The organism is Curtobacterium sp. MCBD17_026 (genome assembly GCF_003234895.2).
GTDB classification, from domain to species: domain Bacteria; phylum Actinomycetota; class Actinomycetes; order Actinomycetales; family Microbacteriaceae; genus Curtobacterium; species Curtobacterium flaccumfaciens.
Window position 1 is genome coordinate 1,529,659 of record NZ_CP126281.1, and the last position, 22,538, is coordinate 1,552,196.

Consider the following 22,538-nt stretch of genomic DNA (forward strand, 5'->3'; position numbering starts at 1 on the left):
CGCATGAGCATGACCCCGGAGCAGGCCACCTGGTTCGCCGACGTCGCAGGCCGCATCGTGACCAACGTCGAGCAGGTGCTCCTCGGGAAGACGTTCGTGATCCGTCTCGCGGTCACGGCGATGCTCAGCGAGGGGCACCTGCTCCTCGAGGACGTCCCCGGCACGGGCAAGACGAGCCTCGCCCGAGCGATGGCGCAGAGCGTGCAGGGCTCCACGAACCGCATCCAGTTCACCCCCGACCTGCTGCCGGGCGACATCACCGGCATCAGCGTCTACGACCAGCGGACGCAGGAGTTCGACTTCCACCGCGGGCCGGTCTTCGCGAACATCGTGCTCGCCGACGAGATCAACCGAGCGAGCCCGAAGACCCAGTCCGCGCTGCTCGAGGCGATGGAGGAGTCCGCGATCACGGTCGACGGCGTCAACCACCGTCTCGCTGCGCCGTTCATGGTCATCGCGACCCAGAACCCGATCGAGCAGGCCGGCACCTACCGCCTGCCCGAGGCGCAGCTCGACCGCTTCCTCATGAAGACGTCCATCGGCTACCCCGACCACGCCGCGACGGTGAAGATCCTCGAGACCTCGTCGGCTCCGTCGGCGTCAGTCCCGCTGGCGAGCGTCGTGCCCGCCGCGACCATCACCGAGATGGCCGCCCTGGCGCGCACCGTGCACGTCGACGCCGTGATCGCCGACTACGTCGCCCGCCTGGTGGACGCGACCCGCTCCGCGAGCGAGGTCCGACTCGGCGTCAGCGTCCGCGGGGCGATGGGTCTGATCCGTGCTTCCCGTGTCCTCGCGGCGCTGAGTGGTCGCCACTACGTCACACCGGACGACGTGAAGGCGCTGGCCGTCCCGGTCCTCGCGCACCGCCTGGTGCTCGACGCCGAGGCCGAGTTCGACGGCGTCAGCGCACCGAGCGTCATCGCGCAGCTCCTGGTGGAGACCCCGCCGCCCGCCGACCGAGTCACGACGTGACGGACCGCCGGCCCGTCTCCACGCGCTCACGCCGTCCGTCCTCGACGCGGTCGCGTCGTGGCACAGCGGCGTACGAGCGCACGGGGACGGTCACCGGCATGACCAACGTCCGGACGAGGATCGTCGGTGACCGCGAGGGCGTCGCAGCGGATGCGGTCATCGGGATCGTCCGGCTCTGGGCAACGGCCTGGAGGCTCGTCCTGCGTCTCCGGGGCGAGGTCTCGTCCGTCGTCACCGGGCTCGGGTGGACGGTCGCCGCGCTGACGCTCGTCGCGTTCGTGGCCGGCTACCGGTTCGGCCTGCGGGAGGTCGTCGTCGTCGGGTTCGCCGGCGCCGTGCTCGCGGTGGTCGCTGCGGTGGCGTTGATCGGCCGGTCGCGGCTGGCGATCCGGATGCGGCTGCCGCAGCACCGTGTGGCGGTCGGCGACGACGCTGGCGTGATCATCACGGCCGAGAACCCCACGCGCCTGCCGTCGGTGCCGACCACCGTCGAGGTGCCGGTCGGATCAGGGCTGGTCGACGTCGCGATCCCGGCCATCGGGCCGCACGGCACCTTCGAGCGCCAGGTCCCGGTCCCGACGCTCCGCCGCGGGGTGCTCGACGTCGGGCCCGTGACGGGGGTCCGCGCAGACCCGGTGGGACTCGTCCGCCGTGAGCTCGTCTGGACCGCCCGCGAGCAGGTCATCGTGCACCCGCGCACCATCGCGATCCCGTCGACGAGCACAGGCCTGGTGCGTGACCTCGAGGGGCAGGCGACGACCGACCTGTCGCCCGCGGACATCGCTTTCCACGCCATCCGCGAGTACATGCCCGGCGACGACCCGCGCACCATCCACTGGAAGTCGACCGCGAAGTCCGGCGCGCTCATGGTCCGGCAGTTCGAGGACACCCGTCGCTCGCACCTCGTCGTCGCGCTCGGCATCGCTCGCGGTGAGTTCGCCGACGACGAGGAGTTCGAGCTCGCGGTGAGCGCCGCCGCGTCCCTCGGTGCGCGGGCGATCCGCGACGGCCGTGAGGTCTCGGTCGTGGTGTCCCAGCGCACGCCGGAGTTCGCGAAGCGTGCGGTGTACGCCGTCCGGACGCTCCCCACCGTCACGCCGACGCGCCTGCTCGACGACTTCGCCTCGGTCGGCCTCGCCGACGCGTGCCTGCCGATCGCCGAGGTCTCCCGGATCGTCGGGAGCGACACCGACGGCATCTCCGTCGCGTTCCTCGTCGTGGGCTCGACCGTCGGCCTGCCCGCGCTCCGACTCGCCGCCACGCGGTTCCCCGTCGGGGTGGAGGTCGTCGCGGTGATCTGCGAGCCCGAGGCCCAGCCGCGGTTCCTGCGTGTCGCGGGTCTGACCGTGATGACCATCGGCTACCTGGACGACCTCCGGCACGCCCTGCACCGATCGGCGTCGGCAGCGTGAGCGCCGCACCCGTGACCAACACGGCCCCTGCGGCGGACCGGGCGAGACGCTCGACCCGACGATCCGACCGTCGCGATGCCCGTCGGCTCGTCCCGTTCCGCCTCGCCGGCGGCACGCTGGCGGTCTGGCTGTTGCTGGCCGTCGCGAGCACGTCCTGGTGGCCGGTGTACCGGGACGGCGCGATGATCACCGCCGCGGTCACCGCGATCGTCATCGGCACGATCGTCGCGCTCCTCGGCACCCTGCTCAGGCTCCCGACGGCCGTCGTGGCGATCGCGACCGTCGCCGCGTTCACGCTGACCGGCGTCCCCGCCGCCGTGCCGAGCCAGGCGAACGGCCTGCTGCCCACCGGACACGGACTCCTCGACCTCTTCGCCGGCGTCGCCCTCGGCTGGAAGCAGCTGGTGACCATCAGCCTCCCGGTGGGCTCCTACGAAGCGCTCCTCGTGCCCTACTTCGTGACGTTGCTCGTGGCGACGGTGACCGCCGTGAGCGTGGCGACCCGCGCCTCCCGGCAGGAACTCGCGAGCATCCCGGCGCTGGTGCTCTTCGCGGTGGGGGTGGTCGTCGGGCCGAGCCGGCTCGACACGTCGATCGTGACGGCGGTCGTCCTGGTCGGTCTCGCCCTCGTCTGGGCGCTGACGGTCCGGCACGCGCGTCGTGCGGTCGCCGTGGCGACCACCATCGGTTCACGGGTGCCGGTCGCACGGTCCATCGTCCGACCCGCGCTCGTGGGCACCGGCACCATCGTGGCCGCGGCGGTCGTCGCGACCGGCCTCGGCCTGGTCGCACCGCCCTCCGGTGACCGCACCGTCGCGCGCACCGACGTCGTGAAGCCGTTCGACCCCCGCGACTACGTCAGTCCGCTCAGCGGGTTCCGCGCCTACGAGGAATCCACTGCCTCGGACGCGATCCAGCTCCGGGTGACCGGTTTGCCCGAGGGCGGGTTCGTCCGCATCGCGACGCTCGACACCTACGACGGCGTGGTCTACCGGGTCGGCGGCGCCGACGGCTCGGCGGGCTCGGGCACCTTCGAACGCGTGCCGACCGCGGTCGACGTCCGTGGCGTCCGGGGCACCACGGTCGACGTCGGTGTGACGGTCGACGGGTACCGCGGTGTGTGGCTGCCGACGGTCGGCGCCCTGGAGCGCGTGGAGTTCACCGGGCAGGACGCGGACGACGAGCGCGGCGCCTTCTTCTACAACGGATCGACCGGCACCGGCGCCGTGGTCGGCGGAGTGGGGGACGGCACGTCCTACGACCTGACGGCGGTGCTGCCCGACCAGCCGACGGAACGGCAGCTGGCCACCGCGCGGCCAGGGAGCGCCGCGGTTCCCACCGCCCGGAACGTCCCCGACGCCGTGCGCGACACCGTGGAGTCGACGACGGAGGACGTGTCGGCACCCGGCGCGAAGCTCCTCGCCGCGGTGCAGGCTCTGCAGCGGAAGGGGTACGTCAGTCACGGTGTCGGTGACGACCGGATGAGTCGGTCCGGCCACGGCGCCGACCGCGTCCAGGAGCTCCTCACCGCGCCCCTGATGATCGGTGACCAGGAACAGTACGCCGCGGCGGCCGCGCTGATGGCCGACCAGCTCGGGTTCCCCGCGCGGGTCGTGATGGGCTTCACGGCCGGGGGTGACTCGGGCAGCGACGGCACCGCAGCGCGTGGCGGGACGACGACCTTCCGTGGGTCCGACGTCACGGCACGCATCGAGGTGGACACCGCGCAGTGGGGGTGGGTGATGCTCAACCCGAACCCCGAGGTGCGTGAGATCCCGGACGAGCAGCAGCAGACCCCGCAGCCGGTGACCCGACCGGAGACGGTCGTGCCGCCGCCCCCGGTGGACCAGCAGGACCAGGACCAGCAGACGCCGCCCGAGAGCGACCGGAACACGCCGCCGGTGCAGCCGCTCTGGCTCCGGATCCTGCTCGCCGTGCTGCCCTGGGCCCTCGGGACCCTCGGCGTGGTCGCACTCGTCCTGTTGCCGTTCGCCGTGATCGTGCTGCTGAAGCGACTGCGACGGCGACGACGACGGAACGCCACCACGCACCGGGGTCGCATCGTCGGTGCCTGGGACGAGTACCGCGACGCGCTGCTCGACCGCGGGCACGACGTGCGGCGTTCCGCCACCCGACGTGAAGCCGTGGTCGGTGCACCGGGTGACGGCGGCGCCGGACTCGCGGCACTGGCCGACCGTGCGGTGTTCGGTCCGAGCGACGCCGACCAGACGACCGCCGATCGCATGTGGGCGGCGACGGACGACGCGATCGCTTCGCTCCGGACCGGGCGGAGCCGTCGGGAACGGTTCCGCACCGCCGTGTCACTCCGGTCGCTGCGGGGAACCGGGCGTCGTCCGACGCCACGGTCCCGTCGTGTGACCGACGGCCAGACTGCGTCGGGGCACGGCGACTACGATGTCCAGAGGCCGGACGAGCGTCGTGGACGGCCGAGTGAGGACAGAGGCACCACGTGATCAGATGCGAACACTGCGGATCGATGCTCCCGGACGGAGCGATCTTCTGCGGTGAGTGCGGACGCGCGGTCACCGCCGCGGCGAGCCGTCGCCCGGTCGCGCCGACCCCCGTCGAACAGGCACCGCCGCCACCGTTGCAGCAGCCCGACGCCCATGGCCGACGGTCCGACCCGGCCTCCGACGCCTGGTTGCCCGAAGCCACGCTCGATCCCGCCACCCGCGCCTGGCTCACCGGTGCCGACCGCCGTGGAACCGAACCGCCGGCACCCGTGCCGGTGCAGCGTCCCGACGACTTCGCACCGCGCCAGGCGCCCTCACACGTGCACGGCGCCGGATCCGGACTCGGGGACTGGTCGGGTGCGCCGGGCCAGTCGGATCCGGAGCCGGCTCTCGACCCCGACGCCTACCCGTCCGAGCCCCTCGACGCCGACGATCCCGAGCGCACCCGCATCGCCCCGGCTCCCGGTCGCCCAGCGACGCCCGCGACCCCGGTGCGTGATGCCGCGTCGCCCGCTCCTGAGCAGACGGCGCAGCAGCCCGTCGCACCTCCGCACCCCGCGGAGCCCGCTCTGCCCGTGTGGGCGCCGCCAGCCGCCACCGCACCCCCAGCGGCACCCGCCGGTCCGTCCTGGTGGGTGGGCCGCGGTACCCCGGCTGCCGAGACGCCGTCCGAGCCGGTCGTTCCGCCGGTGCCAGGAGCAGCTGCCGAACCGGCCGCCGAGCAAGGCGCCGCGGCTCCTGCGTCGGAACCACAGGGCGCACAGCGCGAACAGGATGCCCAGGCCGGCTCCGAGCCGGAGCGCGACGAGGTGATCGTGGCGGCGTCGGAGACGAGTGCCGCAGACGACCGCCCCGCCGTCGTGTCGCCCCCGCAGCCCGGGGACACCGCCGTGGTCGAGCCGCTCATCGATCGACGGCCGCCGCGTCCGGCCCCGCTCGTCACCCCCGGCATGCACGAGACGACCATCTGCCACGTCTGTGGCAACCGGCTCGAGCCCGACGACATCTTCTGCGGCGAGTGCGGAGCCGTCCGCCCGGCGGTCACCGCGGCCTTCACCGGCCCCGTCATGCCCTTGCCGATGACCCGACCCGACTGGGCAGCAGAGGGATCCGACGGCACCCAGGGGTCTGACGGCGCCCAGGGGTCTGACGGCACCGAGACGTCCGGAACGACCGACGATGCGGACGAGCCGGCCGGTGGATCGTCTGAGTCCGCGAGCTCGGACGAGTCCGACGGGAGCGGCTCCGACGAGAACAGCTCCGACGAGATCACTGCACGCGACGAGCAGGGCGACGAGCCGAACGACGAGGTCCGGGTGGACGACGAGTCGCTCCGCGCCGGGGTCGAGCAGTCCGGTGCGGGCCGTCGCCCCCGAGGGGCGCACGCTGCCCCGGTGGGCGAGCCCGAGGCGTCCGCCGTGCCGCGCACCCCACTCCCGCCGGTGCCCGGTTCCGCGACCGTCCCGTCCTCCGCGCCGTCCGCCACCACCACCGGTGCGCCCTTGGCTGCACCGCTGCCCCCGATCCCCGGAGCGACCGGACCCGCGCTGCCGTTCCCGGCGGCGAGCCGGTCGGAGTCGAACGCCGGAGCCGATGCGCTCGACGACGACGACGCCGCCGACGACGACGCCGCCGACGACGACGACGTCGACGAGACCCGCATCGTCGCGAAGACCCCGACCCGGGCGCCGTTCGTCCTGCACTTCAGCACGGGTGAACGGCTCGGGGTGCACGGCACCGGCCTGCTCGGACGCCTGCCGCGACCGCAGCCGGGGGAGCGGTACGACGACCTGCTGACCGTGCACGACCCGGGCAAGTCCGTGTCGAAGACCCACCTTGAGCTCGGCCGCGACGGCGACGATCTGTGGGTCTCCGACCGGTTCTCCGGCAACGGCACGGTGGTCCGGCACATCGATGGATCGATCCGCCGCTGCGAGCCCGGTCGGCGGTACCGCGTCGAGCGTGGCGCCCGCGTCGACATCGGTGAGCAGTTCTTCCTCGTGCAGTAGGCGACTTCTCCACAGACCCGTCGCGGACCAGCGCTGGGCCCTTCGTACCTGGTGCGATGGGGACATGACCCGCTTCACCGCCCGCTGTGTGATCGTGGGGGCCGCGGTCGCGCTCGTCGTGGCCGGCGTCCTCGCGCCGATCGGTGGCGCGGGGCAGACCGTCCTGCTCGGGGCGGGTGCGTGCTGCGCCCTGGTCGACGTGGTGCTGCACCAGTCGGCGCCGCCGGATCCCGGAACCCGTCCGGCCCAGGTCGTTGCGCCGCACGGGCCGGACCAACCCGCCGCGGCCGATCCGCTCGGCTCGCCGGAGCAGCCGACGGGACCGACCCCCGAGGACGGTGACGGCCTGCCGGCACTCGTCCTCGGGCACGGGCCGGGCGGTGACCTGCTCCGCGTCGACGCCGGGTCCCACGTGGTGGTCGTCGGTGCCGGAGCACTCGCCGTCGCGGTGTTCCGCGGGCTCGCCGAGCAGCTCCGAGCCGCTGCCGTCCACGCCGACGACGATCTGCGATGGGCCGTCGCGCCAGGACTCCTCGACGCAGCGGGCTCCGGCAGCGACGATCCGGCCCCGACCAGCCCGAGCACGCCGTCAGCGGAGACCCTTCCGTCGGGGACCTCGATCGCGGTGTGGATGGGCGCCGACGGCCGACCGCTCGGCACGGTGGTGCTCGTCCCCGGACTCGGAGCAGCGCCCCGACACCGGGACGTCACCGTCGAGGTCTCGCGGTACGGCTGCTCCGTCCGTCGACTCGACGGCCACGGGGTCGTCCGCGTGTCCCCGGCGCTGCCGGTCCTCGCCCCCGACCCCGTCAGTGCGGTCCGATGACCAGCGCGGCCCGGGTATCAGCGCCGACCGAGGAACAGCACTCGCGACGGATCAGCGCAGCCCGGCGCCGGCGCGCACCGCACCGACGGGGACGCCACCACCGAGCACCCGCTCACCGGTCGCCTCGAGCACCTCGGCCACACCGTCGGACGCCACGAGGCCGTTCCGCTCGAGCAGGGCAAGTGCTGCCAGGGTGCCGGCCCGCTGCGAGCCGTCGAGCACCTTCACCGCCACCGCGGCGCCGCCGGGCAACCCCATGACCATGACGCCCTCGGCACCGAGCTTCGCCAGCACCTGCAGCCGCTCGATGGTGACCGTGTTCGCGCGCCCGACGCCGTCGATCGCCCACGGGTGCGCCAGGACCGCGTCGGTCAGCGCGGCGGAGTCGTCGTCGGCCCGTGCCACGACGCCGGCGAACCCGCGTGCCAGCCCCGTCAGGGTCAGCGGGAACACGGGGGCGCCGCAGCCGTCCGTGCCGACCAGGTCGACGGTCTCGTGCGTGTACTCCTCGACCACGGAACGCACCCGCTGCTGCAACGGGTGCTCGATGTCGAGGTAGGTGGCCTCGTCCCACCCGTTCACCCGGCAGGCCGCGAGCATGCCGGCGTGCTTGCCGGAGCAGTTCATCGCCAGTCGGCGGGGTCCGTCCATCGTGCGGGCGGTGCCGCGGTCGAACGGCATGTCGGGCGGGCAGCCGAGGTCGGCCTCGACGTGGTCGAAGGACTCGAGCATGTGCAGGGCGAGCGCCTGGTGCGCCGCGGTACCGGCGTGGCTCGCGGTGGTGAGGACGAGCTCCTCGTCCGAGAACAGCGCACCGGCACGTCGGACCGCCAGGGCCTGGAACGGCTTCATGGTGGAACGCGGGTAGATGCTCGCCGTCACGTCGCCCACGGAGTCGATCACCGTGCCGGTCGCGTCGACGACGACGCCGGCGCCGACGTGTCGGCTCTCGTCGAACCCTGAGCGTTCGAGCACCGCCAGCTCGACGGAACCGTCGGCGGTGAGAGGATGGCGATCACTGCGGACTTCGGGGCTCACCGTCATGCCGCCATGCTAGCCAAGGCGAAGGGGCGCACCCGTGCACGACCACTCCTACGAGGTCTCCGTCAGCTGGACCGGCGACCGCGGGACCGGCACGTCCGGGTACCGCGACTACGGCCGCGAACACGTGGTCTCGGCGACGGGCAAGCCCGACGTCCCCGGCTCCGCCGACCCGACGTTCCGCGGGGACCGTGACCGCTGGAACCCCGAGGAGATGGTGCTCGCGGCGCTCGCCCAGTGCCACATGCTCAGCTACCTGCACGTCGCGGTCACGAAGGGCTTCACCGTCGTGGACTACCAGGACACCGCGACCGCGTCGCTCCGCCTGAACCGTGACGGTTCGGGTGAACTGAGCGAGGCGACCCTGCACCCGGTCGTCACGATCCTCGAGGCCGACCGCGTCGAGGACGCCGAAGCCGCACACGTCACCGCCAACCAGCTCTGCTTCATCGCGCGGTCCGTGGCGTTCCCGGTGCACCACGAGCCGCAGCTGGTCGTCCGACCTGCGTCATTGGCAGGGGACTCTTCGACTGGTGGGGCAGACTAGGTCCTCGTGAAGCGTCTCCGCCTGCTCCCGATCGCCATCGTCCCCGCCGTCGTGCTGGGACTCGCCGCCTGCTCCGGCTCCGGCTCGGACGGGTCCTCGGCCTCGCCGACCCCGTCGGCCAGTGCCACGGCCTCGGCGATCACCTCCTGCCCCGACCCGGGGAAGTCCTCCGACGCCGTCGAGGCGACCGGGTCGTTCGGTGGCACGAAGGCCCCGACGGTGAAGTTCGCCTCGGGCCTGTCCGCGAAGACGCCGCAGGCCACCCGGCTCGTGAAGGGGAAGGGCGCGGCGCTCGACGAGGGCGACTACGCGCAGGTGTCCTACAGCGTGTACGAGACGTCGGACGCCAAGAAGCTCGGCACCGTCGGCTTCGACGAGGGCAACCCGCAGGTCCTGTCCGTCGGCGGGTCGGGCTTCGGCGCGCTCCTCGCCTGCTCGAAGGTGGGCGACCGGATCGCCGCGGTCGGACAGTCCTCCGCACTCGGTTTCAACACCGGCGGCGAGATCGTCGTGGTCGCGGACGTCGTCGCGCAGACGCCGACCAAGGCGACCGGCACCCCGCGGGACCAGGACCCGGCCCTGCCCACGGTCGAGGACAAGGCCTCGGGTGAGCCGGAGATCACGGTCCCCGACGGCGTGAAGGCGCCCACGAAGACCACGGTCGAGGTGCTGAAGCAGGGCGACGGCACCGAGATCGCCGACGGCGACACCGCACTCGTGCAGTACAAGGGCGTCGTCTACGACACCGGCAAGGAGTTCGACTCCTCGTGGTCGAAGGGCGTCCCCACCACCTTCACCGTGTCGGAGAGCGCACTCATCAAGGGCTTCGTCACCGGGCTCGTCGGGCAGAAGGTCGGCTCACAGGTCCTGATCGTCGCCACGCCGGAGGACGCCTACGGCGCCAACCCGCAGGAGGGCTCGGGCATCCCGAAGAACGCCACGCTCGTCTTCGTGGTCGACATCCTCGCCAAGGGCTGACCGTGACGGACGGCCGCCCCGGCAGCACCGGTCCGGACCGCAGACGCATCGTCGTCCTCGGCAGCACCGGCTCGATCGGCACCCAGGCGCTCGACGTCGTCGCCCGCAACCCCGACCGGTTCGAGGTCGTCGGCCTCACCGCCGGCAGCAACCGCGATCTCGTCGCCGAGCAGGCCGCCCGCTTCGGCGTGCGCGACACCGCGTTCGGAGCGGCCGACTCGGAGCGGCTCGTCCGGAGCGTCGAGGCCGACGTCGTGCTCAACGGCATCACCGGTTCGGTCGGGCTCGGTCCGACGCTGGCCGCACTCGAGAGCGGTGCCACGCTCGCCCTCGCGAACAAGGAGAGCCTGATCGTCGGCGGCTCCCTCGTGCAGCAGGCCGCGGCGCCCGGTCAGATCGTGCCCGTCGACAGCGAGCACTCCGCGATCGCGCAAGCGCTCCGCGCCGGCGTCGACACCGAGGTGCAGCGGCTCGTCCTCACCGCGAGCGGGGGCCCGTTCCGCGGGCGCACCCGCGAGCAGCTCCGCGACGTCACCCCTGCCCAGGCGCTGGCGCACCCCACCTGGGACATGGGGCTCGTCGTCACGACGAACTCCGCCACCCTGGTGAACAAGGGGCTCGAGGTCATCGAGGCCCACCTGCTCTTCGACGTGCCGTACGACCGCATCGACGTCACCGTGCACGCGCAGTCCATCGTGCACTCGATGGTCGAGTTCGTCGACGGTTCCACCATCGCCCAGGCGTCGCCGCCGGACATGCGCCTGCCGATCGCGCTCGGCCTGGCCTGGCCGGACCGGGTGCCGGGTGTCGGCGTGCCGCTCGACTGGACGACCGCGAGCACGTGGACGTTCGAGCCCCTCGACCAGGACGCCTTCGGCGCCGTCGCCCTCGCGAAGCGGGTGGGCGAGCTGGGCGGGACGTTCCCGGCCGTGTTCAACGCCGCGAACGAGCAGGCCGTCGCCGCGTTCCACGCCGGCGCGATCGGTTTCCTGGACATCGTCGACACGGTCGAGCGCATCGTCGAGGAGCACACCGCGGGGGAGCCGTCACTCGACGGCGTGCTCGCGGCGGAGCAGTGGGCGCGCACCGCTGCGGACCGCGCGCTGACCCGCTGACGCGAGTCGCGCCTCCCGTCCGACGCGGAGGCGGCAGACCGCGGACGGCGACGGACGGGAGGCCCTGATCACCTCTCAGACGGCGCTCGGCTCCGTCATGGAATCAGTCCCGTACTCTTTCCCGGTGACCGTCGAATCCGTCCTGCTCTTCGTCCTCGGCGTGGTCGTCTTCATCATCGGCCTGCTGGTCTCGATCGGACTCCACGAGCTGGGGCACCTGTCCTTCGCGAAGCTCTTCAACGTCAAGGTGACGCAGTACTCACTGGGCTTCGGCAAGGCGATGTGGTCGTTCAAGCGGGGTGAGACCGAGTACGGGATCCGTCCGATCCTGCTCGGTGGGTACATCTCGATGGTCGGCATGCTCAAGCCGCGCGCCTCGGGCCGGGCGAACGCCATCACGAACACCGGCATGTACGGCGCGTTCGTGCAGGACGCCCGCCAGGCCAGCGCCGAGCAGATCGCGGACTCCGGGGGCGACGACTCCCGTGCCTTCTACCGCCTGACGCCGTGGAAGCGGATCATCGTGATGGTCGCGGGCCCGGCCATGAACCTGGTGATCGGCATCGTGCTGTTCGGTGTCCTGCTGTGCGGGTTCGGGGCGCCGACCACGACCTTCACGTCGAGCGTCGGGTGCGTGCTGCCGAACAGCCGGACGACCGAGTGCTCGCCCGGCGACGCCGTGTCGCCGGCGAAGCAGGCGGGTATCGAGTCCGGCGACGTCGTGCTCTCGGTGAACGGCGAGCAGGACCCCACGATCACCCGCGTCTCCGAGGTGTTCCAGGAGTCCGCCGGTGAGCAGGTCACCGTGGTGGTCGAGCGCGACGGCGCCCGCAAGACCCTCGAGATCACCCCGACGACCGCCACCCGCGACGTCTACGACGCCGAGGGCAAGGTCGTCGAGAACGACGACGGCACCACGAAGACCCAGCGCGTCGGCGTGGTCGGCGTGAGCATCGGGCAGTCCCTGGTGCGGCAGTCCCCGGCCGAGGTGCTGCCCGCGACCGGCGCCCAGATCGCGGCGTCGGCGCACCTGATCATCGACCTGCCGCAGCGCCTGGTCGCGGTGTGGAACGCCGCGTTCGGTGCCCAGGAGCGGTCGCAGGACAGCCCCGTGTCGGTGGTGGGCGTGGGCCGTGCGATCGGCGAGGTCTCGTCGATGAGCGGTGTCCCCGTGGTCGACAAGGCGTACACGATCCTCGGGCTGCTGGCCTCGCTCAACATCGGCCTGTTCGTGCTGAACATGGTGCCGCTGCTGCCCCTCGACGGCGGACACATCGCGGGTGCGCTCTGGGAAGCGATCAAGCGACGCTCGTTCAAGCTCGTCGGCAAGGCGGACCCGGGGCCCATCGACCTGGCGAAGACGATGCCGCTGACGATGGTGGTCGTGGTGCTGCTGGCGGGCATGAGCGCCCTGCTCATCTACGCCGACATCGTTCGACCGGTGAACCTCTTCGGGTAGGGCTGCCGAGCCACTACGCTCAGCGCATGAGCACAGCCGCCACGAACCCGCCCGAGGTTCGCGCCGTCGAACGCCAGGGGCTCGACGTCATCGCCGAGTCCGACCGGAAGGGCACCCCGAGGGGGTTGTTCTGGCCGTGGTTCGCCGCCAACATCTCCGTCCTCGGCCTGAGCTACGGCTCCTTCGTCCTCGGCTTCGGCATCTCGCTGGCCCAGGCGACGATCGTCTCGGTCATCGGGGTGGTGTTCTCGTTCCTGCTGTGCGGCGTCGTCGCGATCGCCGGCAAACGCGGGTCCGCGCCGACGATGGTGCTGAGCCGCGCGGCCTTCGGGGTCCGTGGCAACCGCGTGCCGTCGTTCCTCAGCTGGGTCCTCACCGTCGGGTGGGAGACGTCGCTCGCCGCGCTGGCGGTCCTGGCGACCTCGACGGTGTTCACCGAGCTCGGCTGGGACGGCGGGGTGCTGACGAAGATCGTCGCGCTCGTCGTGGTCGCCGCACTGATCGTCGGAGCCGGCATCGCCGGGTTCGACGTCATCATGCGCCTGCAGACCGTGATCACCGTCGTCACCGCCGTGTTGACCGTTGTCTACATCGTGCTCGCCGCGCCGACGATCGACTTCGCAGCGCTCGGTGCCCTCCCGTCCGGCAGCGGGCAGAACGTCATCGGGGCGCTCGTCCTCGTGATGACCGGGTTCGGACTCGGCTGGGTGAACGCCGCCGCTGACTACTCGCGGTACCTGCCACGGAACGCCTCGACGGGCGGTGTCGTCGGCTGGACGACGTTCGGCGGTGCCCTCGCACCGGCAGTCCTCGTGGTGATCGGCGTGATGCTGGCGGGGTCGTCACCGGACCTGAACGACGCGATCGGAGCCGACCCGATCGGCGCGCTCACGACGGTGCTCCCCGTCTGGTTCCTCATCCCGTTCGCGATCGTGGCGATCCTCGGACTCGTCGGGGGAGCCGTCCTCGACATCTACTCGTCGGGCCTCGCACTGCTGAGCGTCGGCGTGAAGATCTCGCGTCCGGCGGCCGCGGGCGTCGACGGCGTGATCATGGTCGCCGGTGCCGTCTACGTCGCCTTCTTCGCGCAGGACTTCATCTCGCCGTTCCAGGCCTTCCTCGTGACCCTCGGCGTCCCGATCGCCGCGTGGGCCGGGATCTTCGTCGCCGACGTGCTGCTCCGTCGACGCTCCTACGCCGAGGCCGAGCTGGACGACCGCCGCGGGCGCTACGGCGATGTCCGATGGCTGCCGATCGCGCTCGTCGTGCTCGGTACCGTGCTCGGGTGGGGCCTCGTGACGAACACCTACGGCGTCCCCGCCTGGCTCAACTGGCAGGGCTACCTGCTCGGCCCGTTCGGCCTCGGTGGCCGCGAGGGGCCGTGGGCGTACGCGAACCTCGGCGTCCTCGTCGCCCTGGTCGTCGGGTTCCTCGGCACGCTGCTGTTCGCGCGCGGGTCGATCCGCCGTCAGGAAGCACTCGGCACCCCGGATGGCCTGCGATGAGCGCTGCGATCCGCGACGACGCCTGGCTCGTCGTCATCGACATGCAGCAGGTCTTCACCGGCGAGAACCCGTGGGCCGCACCGCGGTACGACCACGCCGGCGCCGGCGTCGAGCGGCTCCTGCCGCGGTTCACGGGCCGCACGGTGTTCACCCGCTTCGTGGCACCGGCGCAGCCCGAGGGCGCGTGGGTGCCGTACTACCGCGACTGGCCCTTCGCACTGGTCCCGGACGCCGACCCGCTGTACGCGCTCACCGAGCCGTTCGCGTCGGCCGCCGCGGACCGGAACGACCCCGTCGTGACGGAGCCGACCTTCGGCAAGTGGGGGACGAGCCTCCAGGCCGTCGTCGGCGACCACCCGCACCTGGTGCTGACGGGGGTCTCGACCGACTGCTGCGTGCTGTCGACCGCGCTGGCGGCGGCCGACGCCGGTGCGACGGTGACCGTCGTGGCCGACGCGTGCGCCGGCGGGACCGACGAGGACCACGACCGTGCGCTCGCGGTGATGCGGCTCTACGCCCCGCTCATCACCGTCGTGGACTCGGTCGGGGACCTCTGAACGGACCCACGGGGACCGGACCCGGCACGGTCAGACCGAGCGCGTAGAGTGCTCACGTGCCCGCAGTCAACCTCGGTATGCCCAAGTCCCCCGAAACCCTCGCTCCGCGTCGCAGGTCGCGGCAGATCCGGGTCGGCAAGGTGCTCGTGGGCGGCGACGCCCCGGTGTCCGTGCAGTCGATGACCACGACGCAGACCACGAACATCAACGCCACGCTGCAGCAGATCGCCGAGCTCACGGCCTCGGGCTGCGACATCGTCCGGGTCGCCGTGCCCACCCAGGACGACGCCGACGCGTTGGCGATCATCGCGAAGAAGTCGCAGATCCCCGTGATCGCCGACATCCACTTCCAGCCGAAGTACGTCTTCCAGGCGATCGACGCCGGCTGTGCCGCCGTCCGCGTCAACCCGGGCAACATCCGCAAGTTCGACGACCAGGTCGGCGCGATCGCCAAGGCCGCCAAGGACGCCGGCGTCTCGCTCCGCATCGGCGTGAACGCGGGGTCGCTCGAGCCGAGCCTGCTGCAGAAGTACGGCAAGGCCACCCCCGAGGCGCTCGTCGAGTCCGCCGTGTGGGAAGCCTCGCTGTTCGAGGAGCACGACTTCCACGACTTCAAGATCTCGGTCAAGCACAACGACCCGATCGTCATGGTCAAGGCCTACCGCCAGCTCGCCGCCGCCGGCGACTGGCCGCTGCACCTCGGCGTGACCGAGGCCGGCCCGGAGTTCCAGGGCACCATCAAGAGCGCCACCGCGTTCGGCATCCTGCTGGCCGAGGGCATCGGCGACACCATCCGCGTGTCGCTCTCCGCCCCGCCCGCGCAAGAGGTCAAGGTCGGCCTGCAGATCCTGCAGTCGCTCAACCTGCGGGAGCGCAAGCTCGAGATCGTCTCCTGCCCGAGCTGCGGTCGCGCGCAGGTGGACGTGTACCAGCTCGCGAACGATGTCACCAAGGGGCTCGAGGGCATGACCGTCCCGCTCCGAGTCGCCGTCATGGGCTGCGTCGTGAACGGCCCGGGCGAGGCACGCGAGGCCGACCTGGGCGTCGCCTCGGGCAACGGCAAGGGGCAGATCTTCGTCAAGGGCCAGGTCGTCAAGACCGTGCCCGAGGCCGAGATCGTCCAGACCCTCATCGACGAGGCGAACCGCATCGCGGACGAGATGGGTCCGGCCGCCGCCACGGGCACGCCCCAGGTCGTCACGACCGTCTAGCGCCGGTTCTCGCGCGGTGGGCGCCCGACGCGTCGTTCTCGCGCGTGGCGCGCGACGCGTCGTTCTCGCGCGTGGTGCGAGGGGCCGCACGCACCGGCAGGCACCGCCACTAGGCTTGCCCCGTGGTCACACGGCTTTCGCATCTGTTCCTCCGTACGCTCCGCGACGACCCCTCCGACGCCGAGGTGACGAGCCACAAGCTGCTCGTCCGCGCCGGGTACGTCCGTCGCCAGTCCCCGGGGATCTTCGCCTGGCTGCCGCTCGGACTCCGGGTGCGCGCCAAGATCGAGGCGATCATCCGCGACGAGATGGTCGCCGCCGGTGCGCAGGAGGTCCTGCTGCCGGCGCTGCTGCCGCGCGAGCCGTACGAGGCGACGAACCGCTGGACCGAGTACGGCGACGGCATGTTCCGCCTGCAGGACCGCAAGGGCTCCGACTACCTGCTCGCGCCCACGCACGAGGAGATGTTCGCGCTCCTGGTGAAGGACCTGTACTCGTCCTACAAGGACCTGCCGGTGACGCTGTTCCAGATCCAGGACAAGTACCGCGACGAGGCCCGGCCCCGCGCCGGACTCCTGCGCGGCCGCGAGTTCACCATGAAGGACGCGTACTCGTTCGACCTCACCGACGAGGGCCTCGAGCGCAGCTACCAGGTCATGCGCGACGCGTACGAGAAGATCTTCGCCCGCCTCGGCCTCGACTACGTCATCGTCAAGGCCGACGCCGGCGCGATGGGCGGCTCCAAGTCCGAGGAGTTCCTGCACCCGATCGGCGTCGGCGAGGACACCTTCGTCCGCAGCGCCGGCGGCTACGCGGCCAACGTCGAGGCCTACGTCACCCCCGTCCCCGAGTCGCTGCCGATCGAGGGCCAGCCGGAGCCCGTGCTGCTGCCGACGTCGGACACCCCGACGATCGACACGCTCGTCGCCCACGCGAACCAGGTCGCGCCGCGCGATGGTGCTCCGTGGACCGCGGCCGACACGCTGAAGAACGTCGTCCTCGCGCTCACCCACCTCGACGGCACGCGCGAGGTCGTGGTCGTCGGCCTGCCCGGTGACCGCGACGTCGACCTGAAGCGCGCCGAGGTGTCGTTCGCCCCGGCCGCGGTCGAGGCCGCCGGCGACGACGACTTCAAGAAGCACCGGGGCCTGGTGAAGGGCTACATCGGCCCGCAGGTCCTCGGCGCCGACAGCGCCACCGGCATCCGCTACTTCGTCGACCCCCGTGTGGTCGACGGCACGAGCTGGATCACCGGCGCCAACGAGCGCGGCGTGCACGTCTCCGGCCTCGTCGCCGGCCGCGACTTCGTGGCCGACGGTGTCGTCGAGGTCTCCGACGTCCGCGCCGGTGACCCGTCCCCGGACGGCTCCGGCCCGCTCGAGACCGCTCGCGGCATGGAGATCGGGCACGTGTTCCAGCTCGGTCGGAAGTACGCCGAGGCGCTCGGTCTCAAGGTGCAGGACGAGAACGGCAAGCTCGCCACGGTCACGATGGGCTCGTACGGCATCGGCGTGACCCGCATCCTCGCGATCCTGGCCGAGTCCCACAACGACGAGAAGGGCCTGGTCTGGCCGAAGAACGTCGCGCCGTTCGACGTGCACATCGTCGCCACCGGACGTGACCAGGTCGCCTACGACCTGGCGGCCTCCGTCGTCGCGGAGCTCGAGGGCGAGCGGTTCGACGTGCTGTACGACGACCGCCCGAAGGTGTCGCCCGGCGTGAAGCTCCGCGATGCCGAGCTGCTCGGCATGCCGATCGTCGTCGTCGCCGGCCGCGGCGCCGCCGAGGGCGTCGTCGAGCTGTGGGACCGCGCGACCGGCGACCGCCGCGACGTGCCTGTGGCCGGCCTGCTCGACGCGGTCCGGGCGATCTAGACGCGACCCCTGACGAACAGGAGGCCCGTGGCGACGCCGCCACGGGCCTCCTGTCCGTCTCCTGGTTCTGGGGTAGGCTTGTGGCCGACTTCTGCGCAGTTCCACCCCGCAGGAGCGACTCATCTGAATACGGAGGCACCTCGGTGAAGATCGATCTCGCAGTCCTGCGACTCATGGAGCGCGAGCGGGAGATCCCGTTCGACGAGCTCGTCCAGATCATCGAATCTGCCATCCTGACCGCTTACCAGAAGCACGCCGACGAGAACGGCGAGCCGGCTCACGCGCAGTCGCGTGTGGAGCTCGACCGCAAGTCCGGCGAGGTCAGCGTCTACGTCCCCGAGCTCGACGACGAGGGCACCGTCATCGGTGAAGCCGTCGACCAGCCGAGTGACTTCGGACGCATCGCGGCCTTCGCGGCGAAGCAGGTCATCAACCAGCGCCTGCGCGACATCGGCGACGACAAGATCCTCGGCGAGTTCCGCGGCAAGGAAGGCGACATCGTCGCGGGCGTGGTCCAGCAGGGCCCGAACCCGAAGATGGTGCACGTCGACCTCGGCACGATCGAGGCGATCCTGCCGCCCGAGGAGCAGGTGCCGGGGGAGTCCTACACGCACGGCTCCCGCATCCGCGTCTACGTGACGAGCGTGGCCCGTGGCAACAAGGGCCCGCAGATCATCGTGTCGCGCACGCACCCGGGCCTCGTCCGGAAGCTCTTCGCGCTCGAGGTCCCGGAGATCGCGTCCGGTGTCGTCGAGATCACCTCGCTCGCCCGCGAGGCCGGGCACCGCACGAAGATCGCCGTCAAGGCGAACGAGCCCGGTGTGAACGCGAAGGGTGCCTGCATCGGCGAGCTCGGCGCACGTGTCCGGGCCGTCACGAACGAGCTCGGTGCCGAGAAGATCGACATCGTCGACTACTCGTCCGACCTGGCGTCGTTCGTCGCGAGCGCCCTGTCGCCGGCCAAGGTGACGAGTGCGTTCGTGCTCGACGCCTCGACGAAGGCCGTCCGCGCGCTCGTGCCGGACTACCAGCTGTCGCTCGCGATCGGCAAGGAAGGGCAGAACGCCCGCCTCGCCGCGAAGCTCACCGGTGCCCGCATCGACATCCAGCCGGACTCCATCCTGGACGGCGAGGACTAGGACGATTTCGCTCCCGGCGCGCCCTGCGAGGGCGCGCCGGATCGCGCACGTCCGAGGCAAGGAGTAGAGTGGTTCCCGTCAGAACGTGCATCGGCAGTCGTCGTCGCGCTTCCCGATCCTCCCTCCTCCGAGTCGTCGCCCTGAGCGACGGCCGTGTCGTGGCGGATCCGAAGGCAGTCATGCCGGGGCGGGGAGCGTGGCTCACACCGACCGTCGATGCCTACGATCTGGCCGTCAAGCGCAGGGCTTTCCGCCGTGCGCTCCGGTTGGATCGCGATCCCGACACGTCCGCGGTGCTCGACCACATCGTCGGTCTCCCACAGGAACCGGCCGAGCGCCCGGACATGACAGAACAGGCTGAACGGCTTATGGACAACTGATGAGCGGCTCGAAATGAGACCCGTCATCCATTGAGTCCTGCCCCTTCACGGGGTGGGACCCGTGAAGGAGAACAGTGGCTAAACCACGCGTACACGAGATCGCAAGCGAACTCGGCGTCGACAGCAAGACCGCACTCGAGAAGCTCAAGGAGCTCGGCGAGTTCGTCCGGGGTGCCAGCTCGAGCATCGAGCCCCCCGTGGCACGGAAGCTCCGTGCCGCCCTCCAGGCAGACGGCGCCCCCGCGGCGAAGCCCGCCGCCTCGGCCTCCGCGCCGAGCGCACCCGCCAAGGCAAGCGCGCCGAAGTCGAGTGCACCGAAGCCCGGCGGCCCCCGTCCGGGCCCGGCTCGTCCGGCACCGGCTCCCGAGCCCGAGGCCCCGGCAGCACCCCCTGCCGACGTGCCCGCACCGGCCGCACCGAAGTCCGTCGCCCAGCGACAGGCCGAGGCCGAGGCCGCGCAGAAGGCCCGCGCCGAGAAGCAGGCCGCTGAGAAGCAGGCCGCCGAGGCAGGCGGGTCGACCGACGCAGCGCCGAAGTCCGACGCCGTGAAGCCGGGCACCAGCCCGAAGGCTCCCGCGGCCGCCGGTCCGAAGCCGGGTGGCCCCAAGCCCGGTGCACGTCCGGGTAACAACCCGTACTCGTCGAACCAGGGCATGGGCTCGCGCCCGCCGCGCCCCGGCAACAACCCGTACTCGTCCAACCAGGGCATGGGCCAGCGCCCGGCCGCCGGCGCAGCCGGTGGCGGTGGCATCCCGCGTCCGCAGCCCCCGCGTCCGGGCACGCCCCGTCCGGGTGCTCCGCGTCCGGGTGGCCCCGGTCAGGGCAACCGTCCCAACGGCTTCGGGCAGCGCCCGGGCCAGGGTGGTGGCCGTGGCGGCCCCGGTGCCCGTCCGGGTGCCGGCGGCGGTGCCGGTGGCGGCTTCCCGCGTCCGGCCTTCAGCGGCCCGCGTCCCGCCGGTGGCGGTGGCCGTGGTCGTGGCCCCGGTGGTGGTACCGCCGGTGCGTTCGGTCGCGGTGGCGGCAAGAGCCGTGCCCGCAAGTCGAAGCGGACGAAGCGCGCCGAGTACGAGATGCGTCAGGCACCGTCGCTCGGCGGTGTGCAGGTCCCTCGCGGCGACGGCAACACGGTCGTCCGACTCCGTCGTGGTGCGAGCATCTCGGACTTCGCGGACAAGATCGACGCCATGCCCGGCAACCTCGTGACGGTGCTGTTCCACCTCGGTGAGATGGCGACCGCGACCGAGTCGCTGGACGAGGCCACGTTCGAGGTCCTCGGTGACGAGCTGGGCTACAAGATCCAGATCGTCTCGCCTGAGGACGAGGACAAGGAGCTCCTCGAGGGCTTCGACATCGACCTCGACGCAGAACTCGAGGACGAAGACGACGACGTGCTGCAGCAGCGGCCGCCGGTGGTCACCGTCATGGGTCACGTCGACCACGGCAAGACCCGCCTCCTCGACGCGATCCGCAACTCGAAGGTCGTCGAGGGCGAGGCCGGTGGCATCACCCAGCACATCGGTGCGTACCAGATCGTCGCCCAGCACGAGGGCATCGACCGCCCGATCACCTTCATCGACACCCCGGGTCACGAGGCCTTCACGGCCATGCGTGCCCGCGGTGCCCAGGTGACGGACATCGCGATCCTCGTGGTCGCGGCGGACGACGGCATCATGCCCCAGACCATCGAGGCGTTGAACCACGCGCAGTCGGCCGGTGTGCCGATCGTCGTCGCGGTCAACAAGATCGACAAGGAAGGCGCGAACCCCGCCAAGGTCCGCCAGCAGCTCACCGAGTACAACCTGGTGGCCGAGGAGTACGGCGGCGACGTCATGTTCGTCGACGTGTCGGCGCGGCAGAACATCGGCATCCAGGAACTCCTGGACGCCGTGCTGCTCACCGCGGACGCCGGTCTCGACCTGCGTGCGAACCCCGACAAGGACGCCCGTGGTGTCGCGATCGAGGCCCGGCTCGACAAGGGTCGCGGTGCAGTCGCCACGGTCCTCATCCAGTCCGGCACGCTCCACGTCGGAGACGCCATCGTGGCGGGCACGGCCTACGGCCGAGTCCGTGCGATGACGGACGAGAACGGGGTCGCGGTCAAGGCCGCGACGCCGAGCCGCCCGGTCCAGGTGCAGGGTCTGTCCTCGGTGCCCCGCGCCGGTGACACCTTCCTCGTCACCGAAGAGGACCGCACGGCTCGTCAGATCGCCGAGAAGCGTGAAGCCGCCGAGCGCAACGCCCTGCTGGCGAAGTCGCGCAAGCGCATCTCGCTCGAGGACTTCACCCGTGCTCTCGAAGAGGGCAAGGTCGAGTCGCTCAACCTCATCATCAAGGGTGACGTCTCCGGTGCCGTCGAGGCACTCGAGCAGTCGCTCCTGGACATCGAGGTCGACGACAGCGTCCAGCTCCGCATCCTGCACCGCGGTGTCGGTGCGATCACGGAGTCGGACATCGACCTCGCCACGATCGACAACGCCATCGTCATCGGCTTCAACGTCCGTCCGGACGTCAAGGCCCGTGAGCGTGCGGCGCGTGAAGGCATCGACGTGCGCTTCTACTCGGTCATCTACAACGCACTCGACGACATCGAGCAGTCCCTCAAGGGCATGCTCAAGCCCGAGTACGAAGAGGTCCAGTCGGGCGTCGCCGAGATCCGCGAGGTGTTCCGTTCCTCGAAGTTCGGCAACATCGCGGGTGTCATCGTCCGCTCCGGCACGATCACGCGCAACGCCAAGGCGCGCGTCATCCGCGAGGGTGTGGTGATCGCCGATGGCCTGGCCATCGAGTCGCTGCGTCGCTTCAAGGACGACGTGACCGAGGTCCGCACGGACTTCGAAGCCGGTATCGGTCTGGGCAAGTTCAACGACATCCAGATCGGCGACGAGGTCGAGACGACCGAACTCGTCGAGAAGCCGCGCGACTGATCGCGTGACTCCTCTGGGCCCCGGCCTCCCCGTGCGGGAGGCCGGGGCCCGACCCCTTTCCCACGCAGGACCACCGGCGGGAAGCGTCCCGCCACTGCCTCAGGAGGCACCA

At 71.5% G+C, this 22,538-nt stretch carries 17 protein-coding genes; 16 read left to right on the forward strand and 1 reads right to left on the reverse strand.

Annotated features, from left to right (window positions below):
• Nucleotides 1-3: 3 nt before the first annotated feature.
• From DEI85_RS07215 to DEI85_RS07235, 5 genes are all read left to right on the forward strand, one after another.
• Nucleotides 4-975 (forward strand): AAA family ATPase, encoded by a 972-nt coding sequence (locus tag DEI85_RS07215; RefSeq protein WP_110859004.1) that lies wholly within the window; start codon nt 4-6, stop codon nt 973-975.
• Between the two features lie 98 nt (nt 976-1,073).
• Nucleotides 1,074-2,387: a DUF58 domain-containing protein gene (locus DEI85_RS07220; protein WP_258376345.1), complete on the forward strand. Its 1,314-nt coding sequence runs from the start codon at nt 1,074-1,076 to the stop codon at nt 2,385-2,387.
• Nucleotides 2,384-4,861: a transglutaminaseTgpA domain-containing protein gene (locus DEI85_RS07225; protein WP_111123635.1), complete on the forward strand. Its 2,478-nt coding sequence runs from the start codon at nt 2,384-2,386 to the stop codon at nt 4,859-4,861. Before DEI85_RS07220 ends, DEI85_RS07225 begins: the two co-directional genes overlap by 4 nt.
• Nucleotides 4,858-6,870: a zinc-ribbon domain-containing protein gene (locus tag DEI85_RS07230; protein ID WP_111123636.1), complete on the forward strand. Its 2,013-nt coding sequence runs from the start codon at nt 4,858-4,860 to the stop codon at nt 6,868-6,870. The genes DEI85_RS07225 and DEI85_RS07230 overlap by 4 nt, the downstream gene beginning before the upstream one ends.
• 64 nt (nt 6,871-6,934) lie before the next feature.
• On the forward strand, nt 6,935-7,696 hold the full coding sequence (locus tag DEI85_RS07235; protein ID WP_111123637.1) for a hypothetical protein: 762 nt from the start codon (nt 6,935-6,937) through the stop codon (nt 7,694-7,696).
• Nucleotides 7,697-7,747: 51 nt separating this feature from the next.
• On the opposite strand, the gene DEI85_RS07240 is transcribed toward DEI85_RS07235, so the two are convergent.
• Nucleotides 7,748-8,740, reverse strand: a complete 993-nt coding sequence (locus tag DEI85_RS07240; RefSeq protein ID WP_111123638.1) for an asparaginase — start codon at nt 8,738-8,740, stop codon at nt 7,748-7,750.
• 34 nt (nt 8,741-8,774) lie between these two features.
• Between DEI85_RS07240 and DEI85_RS07245 the strand changes: the two genes are divergently transcribed.
• From DEI85_RS07245 to infB, 11 genes are all read left to right on the forward strand, one after another.
• The gene (locus DEI85_RS07245; RefSeq protein ID WP_111123639.1) at nt 8,775-9,284 is read left to right on the forward strand and encodes an OsmC family protein; all 510 of its coding nucleotides are present in this window, start codon (nt 8,775-8,777) and stop codon (nt 9,282-9,284) included.
• A 6-nt stretch (nt 9,285-9,290) separates the two neighbouring features.
• Nucleotides 9,291-10,262, forward strand: a complete 972-nt coding sequence (locus DEI85_RS07250) for an FKBP-type peptidyl-prolyl cis-trans isomerase (protein WP_110858997.1) — start codon at nt 9,291-9,293, stop codon at nt 10,260-10,262.
• A 2-nt stretch (nt 10,263-10,264) separates the two neighbouring features.
• On the forward strand, nt 10,265-11,377 hold the full coding sequence (gene dxr, locus DEI85_RS07255) for a 1-deoxy-D-xylulose-5-phosphate reductoisomerase (protein ID WP_111123640.1): 1,113 nt from the start codon (nt 10,265-10,267) through the stop codon (nt 11,375-11,377).
• Between the two features lie 124 nt (nt 11,378-11,501).
• On the forward strand, nt 11,502-12,836 hold the full coding sequence (locus DEI85_RS07260) for a M50 family metallopeptidase (protein ID WP_181419979.1): 1,335 nt from the start codon (nt 11,502-11,504) through the stop codon (nt 12,834-12,836).
• A gap of 26 nt (nt 12,837-12,862) precedes the next feature.
• Nucleotides 12,863-14,341 carry a purine-cytosine permease family protein gene (locus DEI85_RS07265; protein ID WP_111123641.1) on the forward strand — a complete coding sequence of 493 codons (1,479 nt, stop codon included), beginning with the start codon at nt 12,863-12,865 and terminating at the stop codon, nt 14,339-14,341.
• Nucleotides 14,338-14,898, forward strand: a complete 561-nt coding sequence (locus tag DEI85_RS07270; protein WP_110858993.1) for a cysteine hydrolase family protein — start codon at nt 14,338-14,340, stop codon at nt 14,896-14,898. Before DEI85_RS07265 ends, DEI85_RS07270 begins: the two co-directional genes overlap by 4 nt.
• Before the next feature lie 56 nt (nt 14,899-14,954).
• The gene (ispG, locus tag DEI85_RS07275; RefSeq protein ID WP_181436376.1) at nt 14,955-16,109 is read left to right on the forward strand and encodes a flavodoxin-dependent (E)-4-hydroxy-3-methylbut-2-enyl-diphosphate synthase; all 1,155 of its coding nucleotides are present in this window, start codon (nt 14,955-14,957) and stop codon (nt 16,107-16,109) included.
• A gap of 122 nt (nt 16,110-16,231) precedes the next feature.
• Nucleotides 16,232-17,983: a proline--tRNA ligase gene (locus DEI85_RS07280; RefSeq protein ID WP_111123643.1), complete on the forward strand. Its 1,752-nt coding sequence runs from the start codon at nt 16,232-16,234 to the stop codon at nt 17,981-17,983.
• Between the two features lie 143 nt (nt 17,984-18,126).
• Nucleotides 18,127-19,122 carry a transcription termination factor NusA gene (nusA, locus tag DEI85_RS07285; protein ID WP_027465762.1) on the forward strand — a complete coding sequence of 332 codons (996 nt, stop codon included), beginning with the start codon at nt 18,127-18,129 and terminating at the stop codon, nt 19,120-19,122.
• A gap of 68 nt (nt 19,123-19,190) precedes the next feature.
• Complete coding sequence (locus tag DEI85_RS07290; RefSeq protein ID WP_031259737.1) at nt 19,191-19,502, forward strand: YlxR family protein; 312 nt, start codon at nt 19,191-19,193, stop codon at nt 19,500-19,502.
• 74 nt (nt 19,503-19,576) lie between these two features.
• A complete protein-coding gene (gene infB / locus DEI85_RS07295) occupies nt 19,577-22,426 on the forward strand; it encodes a translation initiation factor IF-2 (RefSeq protein ID WP_111123644.1) in 2,850 nt (949 codons plus the stop codon).
• Nucleotides 22,427-22,538: the final 112 nt, after the last annotated feature.

Bases quoted from the DNA above. Each gene is read 5' to 3' on its own strand.
- DEI85_RS07215 (WP_110859004.1), top strand. From the start codon at position 4: ATGAGCATGACCCCGGAGCAGGCCACCTGGTTCGCCGACGTCGCAGGC.
- DEI85_RS07220 (WP_258376345.1), top strand. From the start codon at position 1,074: ATGACCAACGTCCGGACGAGGATCGTCGGTGACCGCGAGGGCGTCGCA.
- DEI85_RS07235 (WP_111123637.1), top strand. From the start codon at position 6,935: ATGACCCGCTTCACCGCCCGCTGTGTGATCGTGGGGGCCGCGGTCGCG.
- DEI85_RS07240 (WP_111123638.1), bottom strand. From the start codon at position 8,740: ATGACGGTGAGCCCCGAAGTCCGCAGTGATCGCCATCCTCTCACCGCC.
- DEI85_RS07265 (WP_111123641.1), top strand. From the start codon at position 12,863: ATGAGCACAGCCGCCACGAACCCGCCCGAGGTTCGCGCCGTCGAACGC.
- DEI85_RS07270 (WP_110858993.1), top strand. From the start codon at position 14,338: ATGAGCGCTGCGATCCGCGACGACGCCTGGCTCGTCGTCATCGACATG.